This is a genomic window from Nonomuraea solani, assembly GCF_900108335.1.
GTDB lineage: Bacteria > Actinomycetota > Actinomycetes > Streptosporangiales > Streptosporangiaceae > Nonomuraea > Nonomuraea solani.
In genome coordinates this window covers 182,332-200,965 of sequence record NZ_FNVT01000014.1, presented here as the reverse complement: position 1 = coordinate 200,965, position 18,634 = coordinate 182,332, and the positions used below count along the sequence as shown (strand labels likewise).

Sequence of the window (18,634 nt, the reverse complement as noted above, 5' to 3'; positions counted from 1 at the left end):
TCATGACAGATTCGCGAGCGGGCGAGTGGTGATGCGCATGACCGACAACGCCGTGACCGCGCGAGGCGACACCGACGTGCCTCCCGGACTGACCGCGACGGTGGAGATCGTGGTCCCCGTCCACAACGAGGAACGGGCTCTGCCCGGTTGTATCGACGTACTACGCGACCATCTCCAGCGGTATTTCCCTTTCGAGTGGACCGTCACCGTCGTGGACAACGCCAGCACCGACCGCACCCCTGAGGTCGCCGCCGAGCTGGCCGAGCGCCATCCCGACGACGTGCGGGTGCTGCGGCTGGAGCGCAAGGGGCGCGGACTGGCGCTGCGTACGGCGTGGGCGCGCAGTCAGGCCGACGTCGTGGTGTACATGGACGTCGATCTGTCGACCGGTCTCGACGCGCTGCTGCCGTTGACGGCGTCGCTGGTCAACGGGCACTCCGACGTGGCGATCGGCTCCCGGCTGGCGCGCGGGGCACGCACGTTGCGCGGGCCGCGCAGGGAGATCATCTCGCGGGGCTACAACGCGTTGATCCGGTGGACGCACGGGGTGGGGTTCACCGACGCGCAGTGCGGGTTCAAGGCCGCCCGCACGGCGGTGATCCGGCCGCTGCTGGAGAAGGTCGAGGACGACGGCTGGTTCTTCGACACCGAACTGCTGCTGCTGGCCGAGCACAACGGGCTGCGGGTGCAGGAGGTCCCGGTGGACTGGGTGGAGGACGTGGACAGCCGGGTGCAGGTGATGTCCACCGCCCTCGACGACATCAAGGGCCTGCTCCGGGTGGCGCGGGCCAAGGCGTCGGGCGCGGCGCGCGTACCGGATCTGCCGCGGCGGCCCGAGCCGCGCGCCGCGCACCCGGACGCCGTGCTGGCCGACCGGAGCAGCGGCGGGTTGTTGTGGCAGGTGGTGTCGTTCGGCGCCATCGGGGTGCTGTCGACGGTGGCGCATCTGGGCCTGTACGCGCTGCTGCGGACGTGGTTGCCCGTGCTGCCGGCGAACCTGCTGGCCCTGACGCTGACCACCGTGCTCAACACCGAGGCCAACCGCCGTTTCACCTTCACCTCCTCCCGCGGCTCCGCCACGCGTACGCACCTGCTCGGGCTGGTGGTGTTCGGCCTGTACTACGCGCTGACCTCCGGCGCGCTGCTGGCCCTGCACGCCGTCACCCCGGCTCCGTCGCGCGCCGTGGAACTGACGGTGCTGGTCTGCGCCTGCGTGCTCGGCACCGCCGGGCGATTCCTGTTGTTGCGCGGCTGGGTCTTCCGCCGGGCCGCCGCTCCTGAAAGCCGATCATCCAGATGACCGTCATCTCCCTGCGCGCGGCCGCCCCCAGACGGTACGCGCTGACCGCGATCTGCCTGCTGGCCGCCGTGCTCTACGGCTGGTCCTGGTGGACCTGGGGCTGGGGCAACACGTATTACAGCGCCGCCGTCAAGTCCATGTCGGCGAGCGTCACCACGTTTCTGTTCGGCTCCTTCGATCCGGCCGGTGTCGTCACGGTGGACAAGCCGCCGATGGCGATGTGGCCGCAGGTCGTCTCGACCTGGATCTTCGGCTATCACGGGTGGTCGCTGCTGCTGCCGCAGATCATCGAGGGCGTGGCGGCGGTCTTCCTGCTGCATCGCGCCGTACGCCGGTGGGCCGGTGAGGGCGCCGGACTGATCGCCGCCCTCGTGCTCGCGCTGACCCCGGTCACCGTCGCGATCAATCGGGACAACAACCCGGACACGCTGCTGGTGCTGCTGCTGGTGGCCGCCGCCTACGCCCTGACCCGTGCGCTGCGAGGCGGCATCGCGCCGCGCCGGGCCACCGGGTGGCTGATGCTGGCCGCCTTCCTCATCGGGTGCGGGTTCACCACCAAGATGCTGGCCGCGTGGGTGTGCCTGCCCGCCTTCCTGCTCGCCTACCTGTTCGGTACGGCCGCGCCCTGGCGGCGGCGGATCGGTGACCTCGCCGCGGCGGGCGGGGTGCTGCTGGCCGGCTCGCTGTGGTGGGTGGTGCTGGTGGATCTTTGGCCGGGGGAAAAGCCGTACATCGGGGGCAGTACGGACGGCTCCGCCCTTGATCTCGTGCTCGGCTACAACGGCCTCGGACGAATCTTCGGCGGGGGCGGTCCGGGTGGTATCGGTCCAGGTGGTGGCGGTCCGGGCGGGGGCGGTCCGGGTGGGATGCCGTCGATGCCGCCGGGTGGGTTCCAGCCTCCCGATACGCCCATGCCGCGTGGTGGTTTCGGCGGGTTCGGTGGTTCGTCCGGACCGTTGCGGATGTTCAACGAAGTAGTGGGCGGGCAGATCAGCTGGCTGCTGCCGCTCGCGCTGCTGATCGTCGTGGCCGCCGTCGTGTTCGCCGCTAAGGCCAGGCGCCGGGGAGTGCCGGCCGTTCGTGGCGGGTGGTTGTTGTGGGGCGGGTGGCTGCTGGTCAACGCCGTCGTCTTCAGCTTCGCCTCCGGGATCTTCCACTCGTACTACACCACGATGCTGGCGCCGGCCCTGGCCGCTCTGGTCGGCGCGGGAGTGGTGTGGCTGGCCCGGCACTCCCGGGGCGCCGTGGCGGCCGCCGGCGCGGTGGCCGTCACCGCGGTCTGGGCGTGGGTCCTGATCTCGCGCGACACCTCGTGGAACGGCTGGCTGCGGTACGCCGTGCTCGCCGCCGCCGTCGCCGCGATCGCCTTCCTCCTCCTCACCGGGCTGCGCGGTGCCCGTACGGGGCCGGCCGTGGCGGCGGCGGTGCTCATCCCCTCGTTGCTGGCGCCGGCGACGTGGTCGATCGCCTACGCCTTCGGGCCGCCCGACGCCAACGGCACCAACCCGGCGGCGGGCCCGCGCACCACCTTCGGCGGCGGGATGCCCGGCGCCCGTCCCGGAAGAGGCGGGCCGATGGGCGGCGGGCCGACGGGCGGGCCGATGGGCGGCGGGGCCGAGCTCAGCGCCGGTCAGCGCAGGATCCTCGACTACGCCGTCGCCCACTCCGGCGGTGCCCGCATCAAGCTCGCGATCAACACCGCCGCGATGGGCGCCGCCGCGTACATCATGAACAGCGATGAGACGGTGATCGGCATGGGCGGCTTCATGGGGTCCGATCCCGCGCCGACCGCGGAGCAGCTCGACCGCTGGGTCAAGGCGGGCGAGCTGCGCTACGTCCTCAGCGGCGACGGCCCGGAGCGGATGATGGGAGGCGGGCAAGGGGCCGCGCAAGCCCGTACCACCTGGATCGCCCGCGCCTGCGAGGAGGTTCCCGCCGCCGAGTACGGCGGCACCGAGCAGAGCGACACCTCGGACAGATCACCCTTCGGCGGCGCCCAGAAGCTCTACCGATGCGGCTCGTGAACGTCACGCGGCGGCGCGCCGGGCCTCCCGTTCGACCCGCCGGATCTGCTCGTCGCTGACGGCGAGGTCGCCGAACTGCCGGACCGCCTGATAGTAGGTCCAGGCGAGCCCGTCACAGGTCCTCTTGGACACCCCCGAGTATCCGGCGCACACCGCCCGCATATCGAAGAGGAACGCGTCGTCGATTCTGTCCTTGTTCGCCGGGAACTGGCTTACGGACTTGTAGTTCCGGTAACCGAAATCGTGCCGTCGGCACGACATCCGGAAGTCGAATCCGAGCGGCTGGTCCGGGCTGCTCGAACACAGGTCCGTCGACCAGTCGAAGGCGTACGACTCCCACGCCCCCTGGTTCTCCCAGGCGTTCCGCCACGAGGCGGCGCTGGGGGCCGTGGGCTGGGAGAACGAGGACAGGACGGCGAGTTTCTGTTCCAGGGTCACGGCCGCGTGGGCGGGTGACGCGAAGGACAGGAGGAGGGCGGCGATGGGGGTGAGTGTCACAACGGATCTGCTGACCATTCTGCTGACCATGAGACCTGCTTCTTCTGCCCGGGGCCGGATACGTGTCGCGGCCAGGTTCGCCCGACGCCCTAACGATGAAGCGAAATAACGGAGAACGCGAAGCAGATCTTGCTCAATTTTCGGGCGAGAGTTTACGGAGGAAGACCCTTTACAGAGGGTCTGCCACATGTCAAGGGAAGAGTCAGCGATCGCCCGGCTGACGCCGCCGGAAACGACAAGACTGTTTTTTCGGAAATCTTCCCGGCATGCTGGCGCGGCCGGATCGGACGACACACGAAGGAGTCGGCGGATGACGACCGCGCAAGAAGGCAACCTGCCTCTGCACCTGGCGGGCAACAACGCACCGGTCACCGAGGAGGTGACGGTGGAGCCGGCCGAGGTGACCGGCGCCATCCCCGAGGAGCTGAACGGGATCTATCTCCGCAACGGCCCCAACCCGCGTACGGGCTGGTCACCGCACTTCTTCGCGGGCGACGGCATGGTGCACGCCGTGGCGCTGGCGGGCGGGCGGGCCCGCTGGTACCGCAACCGCTACGTCCGCACCCCGCTGTACGAGCACCCCGGCGAGTCCCGCTACGCCCTGGCCTACGACGCGGCCACCGGCCAGGTCGACTACCGGGTCACGACGGCCAACACCCACCTGGTCTCTCACGCGGGCCGGCTGCTCGCCCTGGAGGAGGGCGGCTTCCCGTACGAGATCACGCCCGAGCTGGAGACGGCCGGGCCGTACACCTTCGGCGGCGCCCTACGGACCCCCATGACCGCCCACCCCAAGATCTGCCCGCGCACCGGCGAGCTGCTGTTCTTCGGCTACCGGCTGCGCCCGCCGTACCTGACCTACTACCGCGCCGCGCCGACCGGCGAGGTGCTCCAGGCGCAGGTGGTGCCGGTGCCGCGGGCGACGATGATGCACGACTTCGCCATCACCGAGCACCACGCGATCTTCATGGACCTGCCCGTCGTGTTCGACCCGGCGATGACCGGCGGAATGCCGTGGCGGTGGGACGACGGGCACGGCGCGCGGTTCGGCGTGATGCGGCGGGACGGCGGCGAGGTGCGCTGGTTCGAGGTCGATCCGTGCTACGTGTGGCACACGATGAACGCCTCGGAGCGGGACGGCACGATCACGGTCGTCGGCTGCCGTGTGCCGACGCTCTGGCGCGCGGGCCCCGAGGACGTCGGCGGCGGCCTGCCCCGGCTGCATGAGTGGCGGCTGGACACGGCCACGGGCAAGGTCTCGGAGCGGCCGCTGGACGACGCCCCGCTCGAATATCCGCGCGTCGCCGACGCCGAGGTCGGACGCCCGCACCGCTTCGGCTACGTCACGAGCTTCTCCCTCGAAGCCGAGCCCGAGCGCTCCGAGATCTACAAGTACGACTTCGCCAGGGGCGCGGCCCGCGACACCCACCGGCTGCCCGCCGGGCATCTCTGTGGCGAAGCCGCCTTCGTCCCCCGCCGGCAAGGGGCGGGGGACGACGACGGCTATCTGCTGACCTTCTGCCACGATCGGGCCCGGGGCACCGGATACCTGGCGATCCTGGACGCCGCCGACCTGTCGGCCCGGCCGGTGGCCGAGGTCCGCCTGCCGGTCCGCGTCCCCACGGGCTTCCACGGCATCTGGGTGCCGAAGAGCTAGGAGACGCCCACGGGCACCGGCTTCTCCACGGCCTCCGGCGTGCTCCGCCGCTTCTCCTTCCGGTTCTCGACCATGGTGTACAGGGTCGGCACCAGCACCAGGGTGAGCAGAGTGGAGCTGACCAGGCCGCCGATGACCACGATGGCCAGCGGCTTGGAGATGAAGCCGCCGCCTCCGGTGAGGCCCAGCGCCATGGGCATGAGGGCGAAGATGGTGGCGAGCGCCGTCATCAGGATCGGCCGCAGCCGCTTGCGCCCGCCCTCGACGACCGCCTCCTGCAGCGGCATCCCCTGCCGCCGATACTGGTTGATCAGGTCGAGCAGCACGATCGCGTTGGTGACCACGATGCCGACCAGCATGAGCAGCCCGATCATGGCGGCGAGGCCGAGCGGGGTGCCGGTGACCAGGAGCAGCCCGATCGCGCCGGTGGCGGCGAACGGGATGGACACCAGCAGGATCAGCGGCTGGATCAGGCTGCGGAAGGTGCCGACCATGACGAAGAACACCAGGGCCACGGCCGCGACCAGGGCCAGGCCCAGGCTGCCGAACGCCTCGGCCTGGTCGGCGCTGGCACCGCCCATGGAGTAGGTGGCCCCGGCGGGCAGGGTCAGCTTGGCGAGCCTGTTCTCCAGGTCGGTGCCGGCCGTGCCGAGGTCGGAGCCGGTGTACTTGCCGGAGACGGTGGCGCTGCGCTGCCCGTCGATGCGGGTGACGGAGACGGGCCCGTCGACCTGCGCGACCTTGGCGACGTCGCGCAGCTCCACGCCGCCGGGCAGCTCCAGGTCGCGCAGCTCGCCGAGGGAGGCGGGCACGTCGCCGGTACGCAGGACGACGTCGGCCGTGGTGTCGTCGAAGGTGAGCTGGGTGACGGTGGCGCCCTGGAACGCCTGGGCCACCGCCTGCCCGATGGCCATCTCCGACAGGCCCTTCTCGGCGGCCTTCTCGCGGTCCACGGTGACGTCCACGCGCGGCGCGGTGTCGGCGGCGCTGCTGGTCACCTCGGTCAGGCCGGGCATCGAGGCCATCGCGGCGCGTACGGTGTCGGCCGCCTCGCGCAGGCCCTCCTGTTCGGTGGCGTGCACCACGACCTGCAGGCCGTCGCCGCCGAAGCCGCCCGACTGGCCGACGCTGATCTCACCGGCGTCGGTGAGCGCGCCGAGCCGCTCGCGCAGGGTGTTCTCGACGGCGGCGGTCTCGCTGCCGTCGCGCAGCGTGAGGGAGTAGCTGGCGCGCGCCGTGCCGCCGCCACCGCCACCGCCCGCTCCGGGCGGGCCGCCGCCCGTCATGCTGACGTTGCTGCCGCCACCCACGGTGACCTGGTAAGACGCGATGTCCTTGATGCCGGTCAGCACGTCCTCGACCTGCTTGGCCTTGGCGTCGGCGGCGGTCAGGGAGGTGCCGGCGGGCAGGTTCTGGGTGACGCTGACGGTGTTCTGGCCGGCGTTGTCGATGAAGCTGGTCTCCAGGCGCGGGATCAGGGCGAGCGTGCCCGCCAGGATGGCCAGCGCGGCGGCGACCGTGGACAGGCGGTGCCGGGTGGCGAACCGGATGACCGGCACGTAGGCGCGCTGCAGCGGGCTGCGCCGCTCGCGCTCCTCGGCCACGTCGCGGCCGGTCTCCTTCTTGCCCGGCTTCAGGAACCAGTAGCTGAGCACCGGCACGACGGTCAGCGACACCAGCAGCGAGGCCAGCAGCGCCACCGTCACGGTGATGGAGAACGACCCGAACAGCTCGCCGACCAGGCCGCCGACGAAGGCGATGGGCAGGAAGACGGCGACCGTGGTCAGGGTGGAGGCGGTGACGGCTCCGGCGACCTCGCGCACGCCATTCTCGATGGCCTGCCGTTTGCGCTCGCCGTACGACAAATGGCGTTTGATGTTCTCCAGGACCACGATCGAGTCGTCCACCACCCGGCCGACGGCGATGGTCAGGGCGCCGAGGGTGAGCATGTTGAGCGAGTAGTCCCAGGCCCACAGCGCGATCAGCGCGATCAGCACCGACAGCGGGATGGAGACCGCGGTCACCAGGGTGGAGCGGATCGAGAACAGGAACACCAGGATGATCAGGACCGCCATGGCCAGGCCGAGCAGGCCCTCCGTGGTGAGGCTCTCGATGGCCTGCTCGACCGAGGGGGCCTGGTCGAACACGATGGTGAGGCTGCTCTGGCCGCCGAGCTGCCGGGCGAGGGCGGGCAGCTCGGCCCTGACCTCGTCGGAGATCGACACGGCGTTGCCGTCGGGCTTCATGGTGATCGAGATGCCCAGGCTCGGTTTGCCGTCGGTACGGGTCAGCGTGGCGGAGTCGGCCAGGCCCAGTTTCACGCTCGCCACGTCGCCCAGCCGCACCGGGTCGGGCTTGGGGGCGGGCTTCGCCTGCTGGGGCTGGGCGCCGGGACGGCCGGGCTGCTGAGTCTGCTGGGCGGGCTGCTGCGCGGGTGCCGCCGCCGGGGTGAGGTAGAGGTCCTTCAGGTCGGCGACGCCGTCGAACCGGCTGCCCACCTGGACGCTCAGCGCGGTCCCCGACTTGGTCAGCGTGCCGGCGGGCAGCGGGTTGCCCGCGTTCTGGATCGCGCTGGAGATCGCCGAGGCGTCCAGTCCCTTGTCCTTGAGCTCGTCCTCGTCGGGCGTGATCGTGATGACCTCGGCGCGAAGGCCCGTGACGGTGGCCTCCTTGACGCCCTCGATGCCCGCGAGCGTCGGCACCACCTGGGTGGACAGCCGGTCGGCGAGCCCCTGCTGGCCCTCGTCGGAGGCGGCGGCCAGCTGCATGACCGGCAGGTCGTCGGTGCTGCCCACGGCGACCTGCGGGTCCACGTCATCGGGGAGCGACAGCCGGTCCACGGCCTGCTGGATGTCGCTCTGGGCGGCGTCGACGTCCGTGCCGAAGTCGAAGGCCACCTGGATCGTCGAGCTGGACTCCCGCGAGGTCGAGGTGACGCCGGTGACCCCGGTCAGGCCGCGTACCGCGTCCTCGATGGGGACGGTGACACCGTCCTCGACGATCTGCGGCGCCGCGCCCGGGTAGGCCGCGATGATCGAGACCTGCGGGAAGGCCAGCGAGGGCAGGAGCTGCTGTTTCAGCTGGGGGATGGTGAAGATCCCGAAGGCCGTCACCGCGAGGGTGACGAGCGCGACGAGGCCTCGGTTGGCGAGGCTCAATCTGGCCAGGAACGACATCGGTCCACTTCTCTTCGCATTCGGGTCAGGCCGCGCGGCCCGATGTCTCAAGCCTTGTTGCCGTATACGAAGGAAATTTCCGACCTGGGGATGGTCCTGATCTACCGCGATCGCCGTACGGGGCCGTGGCCCGCTACTGCGGCCGCGGTCGAACCATGCCCGTCTCGTACGCGATGATCACGAGCTGGGCGCGGTCATGCGCGCCGAGTTTGAGCATCGCCCGGTTGACGTGGGTCTTGACGGTCGTCCTGCTGATCCCCAGCCGGAGGGCGATCTCGTCGTTGGTCAGGCCGGTCGCCACCAGGATCATGATCTCGCGCTCGCGTTCGGTGAGCACGGCCAGGTCGCCGGGCAGGTGGTCGGGATGGGCGTTCGGGCTGGCCAGGAAGCGGGTGATCAGGCCCTGGGTGGCCGACGGCGACAGCAGCGCCTCTCCCCTGGCGACCACCCGGATGGCCTCCTGGAGCTGTTCGGCCTCGACGCTCTTGCCCAGGAACCCGCTGGCGCCGGCCCGCAGCGCGGCGAAGACGTACTCGTCGATCTCGAACGTCGTCAGCACCAGCACCCGGGTCGCCGTGCCGCTCTTGGTGATCTCCCTGGTCGCGGCCAGGCCGTCCATGCCCGGCATGCGGATGTCCATCAGGACCACGTCGGCCCCGGTCTCCCCGGCCAGCCGCACCGCCTCGCCGCCGTTGGCGGCCTCGCCCACCACGGTCAGGTCGGGCGCGGTCTCCACCAGCACCCGGAACCCGGCCCTGACCAGCGCCTGGTCGTCGGCCAGCAGGACACGGACGCTCATGCGAGCGCCCCTTCCGGCGCTGGCAGCACGGCGTGCACGCACCAGCCGCCCCGCCGGTCCGGTCCCGCGCTGAAGGTGCCGCCCACGGACAGCGCGCGTTCCCGCATCCCGATCAGGCCGTGCCCCGCTCCCCCGGTGGGTGGCCCGCCTGGGCCGTCGTCGGTGACCTGGACGGTCACCTGGCCGGGCTCCCAGCCGAGCCGCACGTGTACGCCGGCGTCCGTGGCGTGCTTGCTGACGTTGGTCAGCGCCTCCTGGAAGATGCGGAACGCGGCCAGCTCCACCGGCGCCGGCAGCGGTCTCGGCACGCCCTCGGCCAGGCACTCCACGTTCAGGCCGGCCGCCGTGAACGAGGCGATCAGGTCGGGCAGCCGATCGAGGCCGGGCGACGGTTCCGCCGGCACGTCGTCGGGGCTCCCGGGCCGCCGCAACAGGCCGACGGTGGTGCGCAGTTCGTTCAGCGCCTCCTTGCCCGCGTTGCGGACGTGGCCGAGCGCCTGGCGCGCCTCGTCCGGCCTGCTGTCCAGCACGTGCGCCGCGACCTGGGCCTGGACGTTGATGAGCGCGATGTGGTGGGCCAGCACGTCGTGCAGCTCACGGGCGATGCGCAGGCGTTCCTCCATCACGCGGCGCTCGGCCTCCTCCTCGCGGGTGGCCTCGGCCCTGCGCGCCCGTTCCTCGATGGCGGCCACGTACGCCCGGCGGCTGCGCACCGCGTCCCCGATGGCGGTGGCCATGCCGATCCAGGCCACCTGCGCCAGCAGCTCGGGCGCCACCAGCGACTCCCCCGCGAACACGAACCTGGATCCGGCCAGGACGAGCGAGACGGCCAGCCCGGTGAACCAGGCCGTCCGGCGCGCGCTGTGCAGGGCCACGGTGTACACGGCGATCATCGGGCCCAGGTCGAGCGGGGTGCGGTCGCCGCCGAGCGCGAAGTAGACGACGAGGCCGCCCAGGCACGCGGCCAGGGCGGCCCGCGGGTGGCTCCGCCGGAACACCAGCGCGCCGCAGACCACCAGGCCGATCACGACGGCCTCCATGGTGAGCGGGTCGGTCGTCGTCGCCCACGGGGGACGCGGCCTCGGTGGCGCGTGCCTCTCGGCATAGGGGGCCAGAAGCGTCGCGATGTAGAGGAACGCGGCCAGCACGATGTCCCAGACGCGCGGCACCCGTCTCGCCCAGCTCAGCAAACTCACTGTTCCACGCTATGGCCGATCGGCGCCCGCTCCCTCATTCACGGGTACCGGACGCGCGTACTGCGATCGCGGTAGCGCCTTCTCAGGCTGCTCGGGTGCCGGTCGCCGGGCCCGCAGCAGCCGTACGGCCAGGAGCGAGAGCGGGAGCAGCGGCCCGAGCAGGTAGACGGCCGCGGCCAGCCGCTGGTCGTCGAACAGGTCGGGCGCGCCGGGCGGGGCCACGACCAGGAACCAGTCGGCCCCGGCCAGGGTTCCGAACAGCAGGGAAACGCCCACCACCAGGTGCACGGCCGCCACCACGGTCAGCGCCCCGGCCCGGAAGGCCCAGGAGACCCGGGGCAGCGGGTCCACGGCCGTCAGCAGCCAGAAGACCGGCAGGGAAGCGCCGAGCAGCAGGAACGCCGTCGCCAGATGGGCGACATGTCCGGACAACGACCATTGGAGCCAGCCGGTACGGTGCAGCAGCGGCAACGCCGGCACGTACGCCACCAGCGCCCACCCGAACAACGCCCGCCCGGGAGCCCGCGAACCGATCCTCCCGTACTGCGACGAGGCGGTCGTGGCCCGGCCCGCCAGGGTGAGCGGCGCGCCGAGGCAGAGCAGCAGCGGCGCGACCACGGTGAGCACGACCTGCTGCACGGCGTGGATCGACAGCATCGCCCGCGCGTAACCGCCGACGCCGCCGAGCAGCACGAACCCGATCAGCGCCAGGCCGGCGTACCAGGCCAGCGTGCGGCCGTACGGCCAGGGGCCGGCGCGGCGCGTGCCGATCTGGTAGGCCAGCGCGGGCAGCGCCAGGAGCAGCAGGATCAACGCGTCGGGGCGGACCTCGGTGAACAGGGCGCTGGGCGAGACCGGGGCCAGCGCGTACTCCAGCAGGTCGTGCTCGTTACCGGCCGGCTCCGCGGCCGGGACCGGTGGCGGGGTCCGCGACAGGCCGACGGCCAGGGCCATCGCCGCCGCCATCACGATCACCTCGCCCACGGCCAGCCGGACGAAGACGTGGCGCACGCTGCGGTCGGCGACGCGGTCCACCGTCCGCTGCCGGTGCGTCCAGCCGAACATCGCCAGGAGCGCCAGCGCGGCGGACTTGGCCAGCAGGAACCAGCCGTACTCCGTACGCCACAGATCAGACACCTCGGGCAGCCGCACCCACGCGGCGGCCACGCCGGAGACCGTCACCGCGGCGAAACAGCACAGCGCGATCGTGCTGAACCTGGGCAGCACGATCCGCAGGCTCGCGGAGCGGCGGAAGTGCAGGAGCACCGCGCCCAGGCCGCCGACCCACACCGCCATGGCCAGCAGGTGCGCCGTCAGGGCGGACACGGCCAGGTCGTGGTCGCCGGCGGAGGCCGCGTGGCCGACGTACGCGGGCGGGAGCAGCCCCGCCGCGGCGACCACGAGCGGAACCCACGCGGGCAGCCGCCGCAGCCGGGTGGCCAGGCCCGTCGCGAGGGTCATGGCCAGCACGAGCAGCAGGGCTTCGGCCTGCGGGATGGAGCCGCCGGTGCGCAGCAGGCCGGGATCGGCGAGCAGCTCCGTGACCGGCAGCGCGACGACGTCCGACACGGTCAGCACGTAGACGAGCAGCGCGGTGACCGTCCAGCCGAGCGCCCACCAGCCGGCCGCGCGCACGCAGGCCGCCTTCTCCGGCGAGTCGCGCGGCGCCAGGACGGCGGCCGCGAGCAGCGTTCCGACGGTGCCGACCCCGCACAGGTCGAACAGGAACCGGGCCAGCATCAGCGCGCGCTCGGTCAGCGGGCCCGCGGTGGGCAGCCCGGCGATCTGCGGCTCGGCGGCCCCGCCCAGCGGCAGCACGAGCACCAGCGCCACGAGGCCCACGGCGACCGCGGTGCCGGCGGAGATCCGGGCCGACGCCCTCATCGTCGTCACGACAGCCGCTTGTCGATCTCCGCCAGCTCGGCGCTCTGCTCCTTGATGAGCCGTTCGGCCATCTCCTTCGTGGGGCCGTGCTCACCCTCCGTCTTCACCTGCTCGGACATGTGGACGCCGTGCTTCAGGTGCTCGGAGAGCGCCTTCAGCCACTGCTCGTCGAAGCCGTCCCCGGCCGGGATGTCCGCCCCCGCCGCCCGCGCTCCGGCGACGGGCACCGCGACCTGCCAGGACTGCAGCCAGGACGCCATCATGTCGATGTCCGTCTGCTCGGCCGCGATGAGCTTCTTGCTCAGGTCGCGCACGTACGCGCTGCCGCCCTGTTTCGCGCCCGCCTCGGCCAGGCGGATCGTCTCCTGGTGATGTCCGATCATGTCCTTGCTGAACGTCACGTCGGCCTGGACGTGATCCACCGTCGTGTCCGCCGCCGCGGCGCAGCCGGTCATCAGGACCATGCCCAGCAGTGCCGGCACCATCAAGCTCCAACGCATACATGGGGGTACGCGCGGTGCGGTGCGGTGGTTCGAGTGAATCCCGTCTCAGTCGGACAGGGCCTTGCGCAGCTTGGTGAGCACGGAGCGCAGGATCCGGGAGACGTGCATCTGCGAGATGCCGAACTCGGTGGCGATCTCGGACTGGGTCATGTTCCCGTAGAAGCGCATCAGCAGGATGTTGCGCTCCCTTTCCGGCAGCGCGTCGATCAGCGGCTTGATCGCGTGCCTGCCGAGCATGGTGTCCAGCGTGTCGTCCTGCGCGGGCAGGAAGTCGCCCAGGTCGGCCGCGTCGTCCTCGCCGCCGACGGGGGCGTCGAGGGACAGCGTGTTGTACGCGGTGGCCGCGTCGAGCGTGAGGAGCACGTCCTCCTCGGAGATGCCCATCCTGGCCGACAGCTCCGCGACGGTCGGCGAGTGGCCGAGCTCCTGGGTGAGCTCCTGCGTGGCCTTGTTGAGCTCCAGGCGGCGCTCCTGGTAGACCCGCGGCACCCGGATGGCCCAGGTGCGGTCGCGGAAGTGGCGCTTGACCTCGCCGACCATGGTGATCATGGCGTAGCCGCGGAACTCGTGACCCAGCTCGGGGTCGAAGCCGTTGATGGCCTTCATGAGGCCGACGTACGCGGCCTGGCGCAGGTCCTCCATGGACTCGCCGCGGTAGCGGTAGCGGCGGGTGACCTCGCCGACGAGGCCGGTGTACATCTCGACGACGCGCTCACGGATGCGAGTCTGGTGCCACTCGCCGATCTCCGGCCGGTTCAGCTCCGCCAGCAGTTGCTCGGCGGTCATGTCTTCGAACGCGATCTCCAGGACGGCCATCTGATACTCCACAAATGTCTCAGGCGGCCCCGCACATGGAAAAAGCCCAGGCAGAGGCACACCACGATGTTTCGTAGGAGAAGCCCTCTGCTTGGACTTCGAGATCAAGAATGCCCCATGGATCGGCATCCCATGCCCAATTTCGGTAACGAACAGGTCACATCCGCGCTGAAGCTAGCCGGCGCGGGTCGCCTTTCTGAGGGTATGGAGGCACAGATCCAGGGCGGCGTGCTTGGGGGCCTCGTTCGTCCGGGTGTGCTGCCAGGCGGTGTAGAGCAGCGCCCACATCGTCTCGGACACCCAGGACGCCGGCATGCGCGGATCGAGGGCGCCCTCGGCGTGGCCGCGCTCGACGAGCCGGGCCAGTGCCCTGTCGGACTCGGTCTCGGTCTCCCAGCCCGCCCACTGCGCCAGGCTCGGGTTCTCGAAGGCGAACAGCAGGGCGTCGCCGAGCTCGAAGTATTCCTGGCAGACCCGCTCCAGCGCCGCGTCGGCGGCCCCATCTTCCAGGCGGGCGCGGACGGTCGCCGCGTCGATCCGCTCCAGCAGGTACGTGCCGATCGCGGCCAGCAGGTCGGACCGCTCGGGGAAGTAGCGGTGGATCGTGGTGCGCCCCACCCCGGCGGCGACCGCGATGTCGGCGAGGGAGGCCGCCGCGTTCTGGGCGAGAACCGTCAGGGCCGCGTCAAGGATGGCTCGCCTGGTTCGCGCCCGGGCGCCGGTGGGGGCGTCTGTGTCCATGAGACTACGGTAGCGCGTACTTCCATTATGGAATGAATTTGACTTTTTCGGAACAAGAATGTTCCATTTTAGGTATGGCTGTTCCAGAGAGGTTCCCCCGGCTCCGCGTGCTGTGGTCGTTCGCCCGGCCGCACACGCGCACGCTGGCGCTCGGGCTCGTGCTGGCGCTCGTGACCTCCGGGCTGGGCCTGGCCTCGCCCATGGTCACCAAATGGGTGCTCGACGAGCTCGGCACGGGCGGCTCCCTGGCCGGCCCGATCGCGGCGCTGCTGGGCCTGCTCGTCGTCGGAGCGGTGATCGCGCGCTGGCAGTGGACCAAGCTGGGCGCGCTGGGCGAGCGCGTCGTGCTGGACGCGCGTGAGTCGATGGTGCGCCGCTTCCTGCGCGCCACCGTGCCCGCGATCACCAGGCATCCCCCGGGCGAGCTGGTCACCCGGGTCACCTCGGACACGGTGCTGCTGCGCGAGGCCGCCACGTCCAGCGTGATCGGGCTGATCAACGGGGTCGTCATGCTGGCCGGGACCCTGGTGCTGATGAGCGTGCTCGACCTCGTCCTGCTCGGGGTGACGGTGGCGGCCGTCTCGGTGGTCATCGTGCTGTTCGCGCTGCTCATGCCCACGATCTCCAAGGCGCAGGAACGCGCTCAGGAGCAGGTCGGCCGGCTCGGCGGCGTGCTGGAGGGCGCCCTGCGGGCCGTCAGGACCGTCAAGGTGAGCCGCGCCGAGGACCGCCAGGCCGACCGCATCCTGAGCCACGCCAGGACCTCCGCCGAGCACGGCGTGCGGGCGGTGCGCGCGGAGGCCACCGCCTGGACCATCGCGTGGTCAGGGGTGCAGCTCGCGATCATCCTGGTGCTCGGGATCGGCGCCTGGCGGGTGGGGGCGGGGCAACTGGAGGTGTCCGGCCTGATCGCGTTCCTGCTGTACGCGTTCGGCCTCATGGATCCCATCACCGAGCTCAGCCAGAACTTCACCGCCCTGCAGTCGGGCATCGCGGCCGCCGAGCGCATCCGCGAGATCGACGCCATCGAGACCGAGCCCGTCACCCGGCCGGGCGCACGTCAGAGCCCGGCCGGCGCGGGTGGGCCCGTCCTGGAGTTCCGGGGCGTCACCGCCGTCTACGGGCCGGACGCCGAGCCGGCCGTGCGCGGCGTCGACCTGGCGATCCCGCGCCGTGGCCACGTCGCCGTCGTCGGCCCGTCGGGGGCGGGCAAGACCACGCTGTTTTCGCTCGTCCTGGGCTTCCTGGAACCTCAGGACGGCACCCTGCTCCTCGACGGCCGCCCGTACGCCGAGTACACCCGGGACGAGATCAGGTCGCGGCTGGCGTACGTGGAGCAGGACACGCCCGTCGTGCCCGGCACCATCCGCGACAACCTGCTGTTCTCCCACCCCGACGCCACCGAGGAGGAGCTGGCCGGGGTGCTGGCCGACGTCCGGCTCGCCGGCAAGGTCGCGGTGCTCGACGACGGCCTGGACACGCCGCTGTCGTCCACGCAGGTCTCCGGCGGCGAACGCCAGCGCATCGCCCTGGCCCGCGCGCTGCTGCGCACGCCGGACGTCCTGCTCCTCGACGAGGCCACCGCCCAACTCGATGGGCTCACCGAGGCGGCCGTCCACGACTGCGTCCGCGCCCGGGCCGCCACGAGCGCGGTGGTCACGATCGCGCACCGGCTGTCCACCGTGATCGACGCCGACGAGATCATCCTCATGGAGGACGGCCGCGTCCGTGCCCGTGGCGGCCACGCGGAACTCCTGGCCACGGACACCCTCTACCAGGAGCTCGTCGCCTCCCTGCGCATCTCCGCCCAGCCGGCCACGGCCGTTTGAGCACCTGGTTCAGGGGCAGTTCAGGGATCCGATCGTCTCGCGGGGGGGTGCTTGATGCGGCTGCCACCTGTCCGGGGCCCGATCACGGAGCTGCTGTTCGACCGGCTCGCCGGTCCGCCGGGGGTGCCGCTGCCGGACATCTCCGTCGAGGGCGGGCTCGGCGACGACGATCTGCAGCTCGCCCTGTTCGCCTGTTACGAGCTGCACTACCAGGGGTTCGACGGGGTCGACGACGGCTGGGAGTGGGAGCCGGGGCTGCTGGGGTTCAGGCGGGTGCTCGAACGGCGCTTCGAGTGGGCGCTCGCGGACGCCGTCCCCCGTCCCGGCCCGGTGGCGCCCGGTGAGGTGCGGCGGGCGCTCGGCGAGCTGACCGGCTCGGACGAGGGGCCGCCGCTGTCGCGGTTCCTGCAGCGCGAGGCCGATCTCACGACGTTCCGCGAGTTCGTCATCCATCGATCGATTTATCATCTCAAAGAGGCCGATCCTCATACCTGGGGCATCCCACGGCTGCGCGGCAGGTCCAAGGCGGCGCTCGTGGAGATCCAGGCCGACGAGTACGGCGGCGGCCGGCGGGAGCGCATGCACTCCGAGCTGTTCCGCGCCACCATGCGCGGCCTCGGCCTCGACGACTCCTACGACGCGTACCTGCCCCGCGTCCCCGGTATCACCCTGGCCGTCTCCAACGTGATGTCGCTGTTCGGGCTGCACCGAAGGCTGCGCGGGGCCCTGCTCGGCCACCTGGCGGCGCTCGAAATGACATCCTCCGTCCCGAACCGCCGCTACGCCCTCGGCCTCCGCCGCCTCGGCGGCGACCCTTCGGCGGTGCGCTACTACGAGGAGCACGTGCAGGCGGACGCCGTGCACGAGCAGATCGCGGCGAACGACCTGTGCGGCGGTTTCGCGGCCGCGCACCCGGAGCTGACGGGCGACATCCTGTACGGGGCCGCCTGCGCGCTGACCCTCGACCGCCTCTGGGCCCGGCACGCCATGGCCTGCTGGGAACGCAGCGTCACCTCCCTCCTCGGCGCACACGAAGGCGTGGCAGCCGTCACGTGAACGACCTGGACCTGGACTATGTGCTGCCCCTGCGCTGGACCGACGACGCCGGGCTCGACGAGCTGACCGCCTATCTCGGCAGGCTGACCCCGTTCGTGCGGGTGATCGTCGTGGACGGGAGTCCTGGTGAGCTGTTCGACCGGCACGCTCACCGCTGGCAGGGCCTGGTGCGGCACGTGCGCCCGGCGGCCGGGCTCGGGTTCGCCAACGGCAAGGTCGCGGGCGTCACCACCGGGCTGCGGCTGGCGGCCGGCGACCGGGTGGTGATCGCCGACGACGACGTGCGCTACGACCTGCCCGCCCTGACCGCGATCCACGCCCTGCTGGCCGGCGCCGACCTGGTCAGGCCGCAGAACTACTTCGACCCGCTCCCCTGGCACGCCCGCTGGGACACCGCCCGCACCCTGCTCAACCGCAGCCTCGGCGCCGACTACCCGGGCACGTTCGGCATCCGGCGCGGCTTCTTCCTGCGGATGGGCGGATATGACGGCGACGTGCTGTTCGAGAACCTCGAACTCATCCGCACCGTGCGCGCCCATGGCGGCCGCGAGCTGTGCCCGCCCGGCCTGTACGTGCGCCGGCTCCCCTGCGACGCGCGCCGGTTCTGGTCGCAGCGGGTCCGGCAGGCGTACGACGACCTGGCGCAACCGGTCAGGATGGCGGTGTTCCTGGCCGTCCTGCCCGCCGTCGCCCTGCTGCGGCGTCCCCGTCTCCTGCTGGCGGGGGCCGCGCTGGCCGTGGTCATGGCGGAGACGGGGCGGTGGCGCGCGGGCGGGCGGCGGGTGTTCCCGGTGTCCGGGTCGCTGCTGGCGCCGGTCTGGATCATGGAGCGGGCGGTGTGCGGCTGGCTCGCTCTCGGGTCCGCGCTGACGGGCGGCGTGCCGTACGCGGGCGGCCGGATCAGGCGGGCCGCCCATTCGGCCCGCGCCCTACGCAGGCGGGTCGGGCTCGCTGGTGGCGCGGAAACCGGCGGCCTTGTGCGAGCCGTCGCAGAACGGCTTGGCCGCCGACCGGCCGCACCGGCACAGGGCGACCGTCGCCCGGCCCGCGTCGATCCGCTCCCCGTCCTGGGTGACGAGTTCGAAGGGCCCTCTGAGCAGCAGTGGACCGTCCTCGCAAGGCGTCACCGTCACCACGTCGCGCATGCGCCTCCCC

The 18,634-nt window shown here is 71.7% G+C and carries 14 protein-coding genes; 5 read left to right on the top strand and 9 right to left on the bottom strand.

The window, feature by feature from the left end:
* Positions 1-37: 37 nt before the first annotated feature.
* Positions 38-1,300, top strand: coding sequence for a glycosyltransferase (locus C4V41_RS39395; protein ID WP_103961195.1), 1,263 nt, complete (start codon positions 38-40; stop codon positions 1,298-1,300).
* Entirely contained in the window at positions 1,297-3,324 is a 2,028-nt protein-coding gene (locus C4V41_RS39390) for an ArnT family glycosyltransferase (protein ID WP_103961092.1), read from the top strand. Before C4V41_RS39395 ends, C4V41_RS39390 begins: the two co-directional genes overlap by 4 nt.
* A gap of 3 nt (positions 3,325-3,327) precedes the next feature.
* Here C4V41_RS39390 and C4V41_RS39385 read toward each other — a convergent pair whose 3' ends face one another.
* Positions 3,328-3,840 (bottom strand): phospholipase, encoded by a 513-nt coding sequence (locus tag C4V41_RS39385; RefSeq protein WP_103961194.1) that lies wholly within the window; start codon positions 3,838-3,840, stop codon positions 3,328-3,330.
* 292 nt (positions 3,841-4,132) lie between these two features.
* On the opposite strand from C4V41_RS39385, the gene C4V41_RS39380 reads away from it, so the two are divergent.
* The gene (locus tag C4V41_RS39380; protein WP_103961091.1) at positions 4,133-5,479 is read left to right on the top strand and encodes a carotenoid oxygenase family protein; all 1,347 of its coding nucleotides are present in this window, start codon (positions 4,133-4,135) and stop codon (positions 5,477-5,479) included.
* Here the strand turns inward: C4V41_RS39380 and C4V41_RS39375 are convergent.
* From C4V41_RS39375 to C4V41_RS39345, 7 genes are all read right to left on the bottom strand, one after another.
* Positions 5,476-8,655, bottom strand: a complete 3,180-nt coding sequence (locus tag C4V41_RS39375; RefSeq protein WP_103961090.1) for an efflux RND transporter permease subunit — start codon at positions 8,653-8,655, stop codon at positions 5,476-5,478. The genes C4V41_RS39380 and C4V41_RS39375 overlap by 4 nt on opposite strands.
* A gap of 133 nt (positions 8,656-8,788) precedes the next feature.
* Positions 8,789-9,454, bottom strand: a complete 666-nt coding sequence (locus C4V41_RS39370) for a response regulator (protein WP_103961089.1) — start codon at positions 9,452-9,454, stop codon at positions 8,789-8,791.
* A complete protein-coding gene (locus C4V41_RS39365; protein ID WP_200824520.1) occupies positions 9,451-10,650 on the bottom strand; it encodes a sensor histidine kinase in 1,200 nt (399 codons plus the stop codon). The genes C4V41_RS39370 and C4V41_RS39365 overlap by 4 nt, the downstream gene beginning before the upstream one ends.
* 9 nt (positions 10,651-10,659) lie before the next feature.
* Positions 10,660-12,534 carry a cytochrome c oxidase assembly protein gene (locus C4V41_RS39360; RefSeq protein WP_235030672.1) on the bottom strand — a complete coding sequence of 625 codons (1,875 nt, stop codon included), beginning with the start codon at positions 12,532-12,534 and terminating at the stop codon, positions 10,660-10,662.
* A gap of 5 nt (positions 12,535-12,539) precedes the next feature.
* A complete protein-coding gene (locus C4V41_RS39355) occupies positions 12,540-13,019 on the bottom strand; it encodes a DUF305 domain-containing protein (RefSeq protein WP_235030671.1) in 480 nt (159 codons plus the stop codon).
* Positions 13,020-13,082: 63 nt separating this feature from the next.
* A complete protein-coding gene (locus tag C4V41_RS39350) occupies positions 13,083-13,853 on the bottom strand; it encodes a SigB/SigF/SigG family RNA polymerase sigma factor (RefSeq protein ID WP_103961086.1) in 771 nt (256 codons plus the stop codon).
* Positions 13,854-14,027: 174 nt separating this feature from the next.
* On the bottom strand, positions 14,028-14,594 hold the full coding sequence (locus C4V41_RS39345) for a TetR/AcrR family transcriptional regulator (protein ID WP_103961085.1): 567 nt from the start codon (positions 14,592-14,594) through the stop codon (positions 14,028-14,030).
* Between the two features lie 74 nt (positions 14,595-14,668).
* On the opposite strand from C4V41_RS39345, the gene C4V41_RS39340 reads away from it, so the two are divergent.
* Both C4V41_RS39340 and C4V41_RS39335 read left to right on the top strand, forming a co-directional pair.
* Positions 14,669-16,423 (top strand): ABC transporter ATP-binding protein, encoded by a 1,755-nt coding sequence (locus C4V41_RS39340; RefSeq protein WP_103961084.1) that lies wholly within the window; start codon positions 14,669-14,671, stop codon positions 16,421-16,423.
* A gap of 54 nt (positions 16,424-16,477) precedes the next feature.
* Positions 16,478-17,479, top strand: coding sequence for an iron-containing redox enzyme family protein (locus C4V41_RS39335; RefSeq protein ID WP_103961083.1), 1,002 nt, complete (start codon positions 16,478-16,480; stop codon positions 17,477-17,479).
* A gap of 929 nt (positions 17,480-18,408) precedes the next feature.
* Here the strand turns inward: C4V41_RS39335 and C4V41_RS39325 are convergent.
* On the bottom strand, positions 18,409-18,624 hold the full coding sequence (locus C4V41_RS39325) for a CDGSH iron-sulfur domain-containing protein (RefSeq protein WP_103961192.1): 216 nt from the start codon (positions 18,622-18,624) through the stop codon (positions 18,409-18,411).
* Positions 18,625-18,634 lie beyond the last annotated feature (10 nt).

Excerpts from the sequence above, each read along its gene's own strand:
- C4V41_RS39395 (WP_103961195.1), top strand. The coding sequence starts at position 38 with ATGACCGACAACGCCGTGACCGCGCGAGGCGACACCGACGTGCCTCCC.
- C4V41_RS39390 (WP_103961092.1), top strand. The coding sequence starts at position 1,297 with ATGACCGTCATCTCCCTGCGCGCGGCCGCCCCCAGACGGTACGCGCTG.
- C4V41_RS39385 (WP_103961194.1), bottom strand. The coding sequence starts at position 3,840 with ATGGTCAGCAGATCCGTTGTGACACTCACCCCCATCGCCGCCCTCCTC.
- C4V41_RS39380 (WP_103961091.1), top strand. The coding sequence starts at position 4,133 with ATGACGACCGCGCAAGAAGGCAACCTGCCTCTGCACCTGGCGGGCAAC.
- C4V41_RS39375 (WP_103961090.1), bottom strand. The coding sequence starts at position 8,655 with ATGTCGTTCCTGGCCAGATTGAGCCTCGCCAACCGAGGCCTCGTCGCG.
- C4V41_RS39370 (WP_103961089.1), bottom strand. The coding sequence starts at position 9,454 with ATGAGCGTCCGTGTCCTGCTGGCCGACGACCAGGCGCTGGTCAGGGCC.
- C4V41_RS39360 (WP_235030672.1), bottom strand. The coding sequence starts at position 12,534 with ATGAGGGCGTCGGCCCGGATCTCCGCCGGCACCGCGGTCGCCGTGGGC.
- C4V41_RS39355 (WP_235030671.1), bottom strand. The coding sequence starts at position 13,019 with ATGGTGCCGGCACTGCTGGGCATGGTCCTGATGACCGGCTGCGCCGCG.
- C4V41_RS39350 (WP_103961086.1), bottom strand. The coding sequence starts at position 13,853 with ATGGCCGTCCTGGAGATCGCGTTCGAAGACATGACCGCCGAGCAACTG.
- C4V41_RS39345 (WP_103961085.1), bottom strand. The coding sequence starts at position 14,594 with ATGGACACAGACGCCCCCACCGGCGCCCGGGCGCGAACCAGGCGAGCC.
- C4V41_RS39340 (WP_103961084.1), top strand. The coding sequence starts at position 14,669 with ATGGCTGTTCCAGAGAGGTTCCCCCGGCTCCGCGTGCTGTGGTCGTTC.
- C4V41_RS39335 (WP_103961083.1), top strand. The coding sequence starts at position 16,478 with ATGCGGCTGCCACCTGTCCGGGGCCCGATCACGGAGCTGCTGTTCGAC.
- C4V41_RS39325 (WP_103961192.1), bottom strand. The coding sequence starts at position 18,624 with ATGCGCGACGTGGTGACGGTGACGCCTTGCGAGGACGGTCCACTGCTG.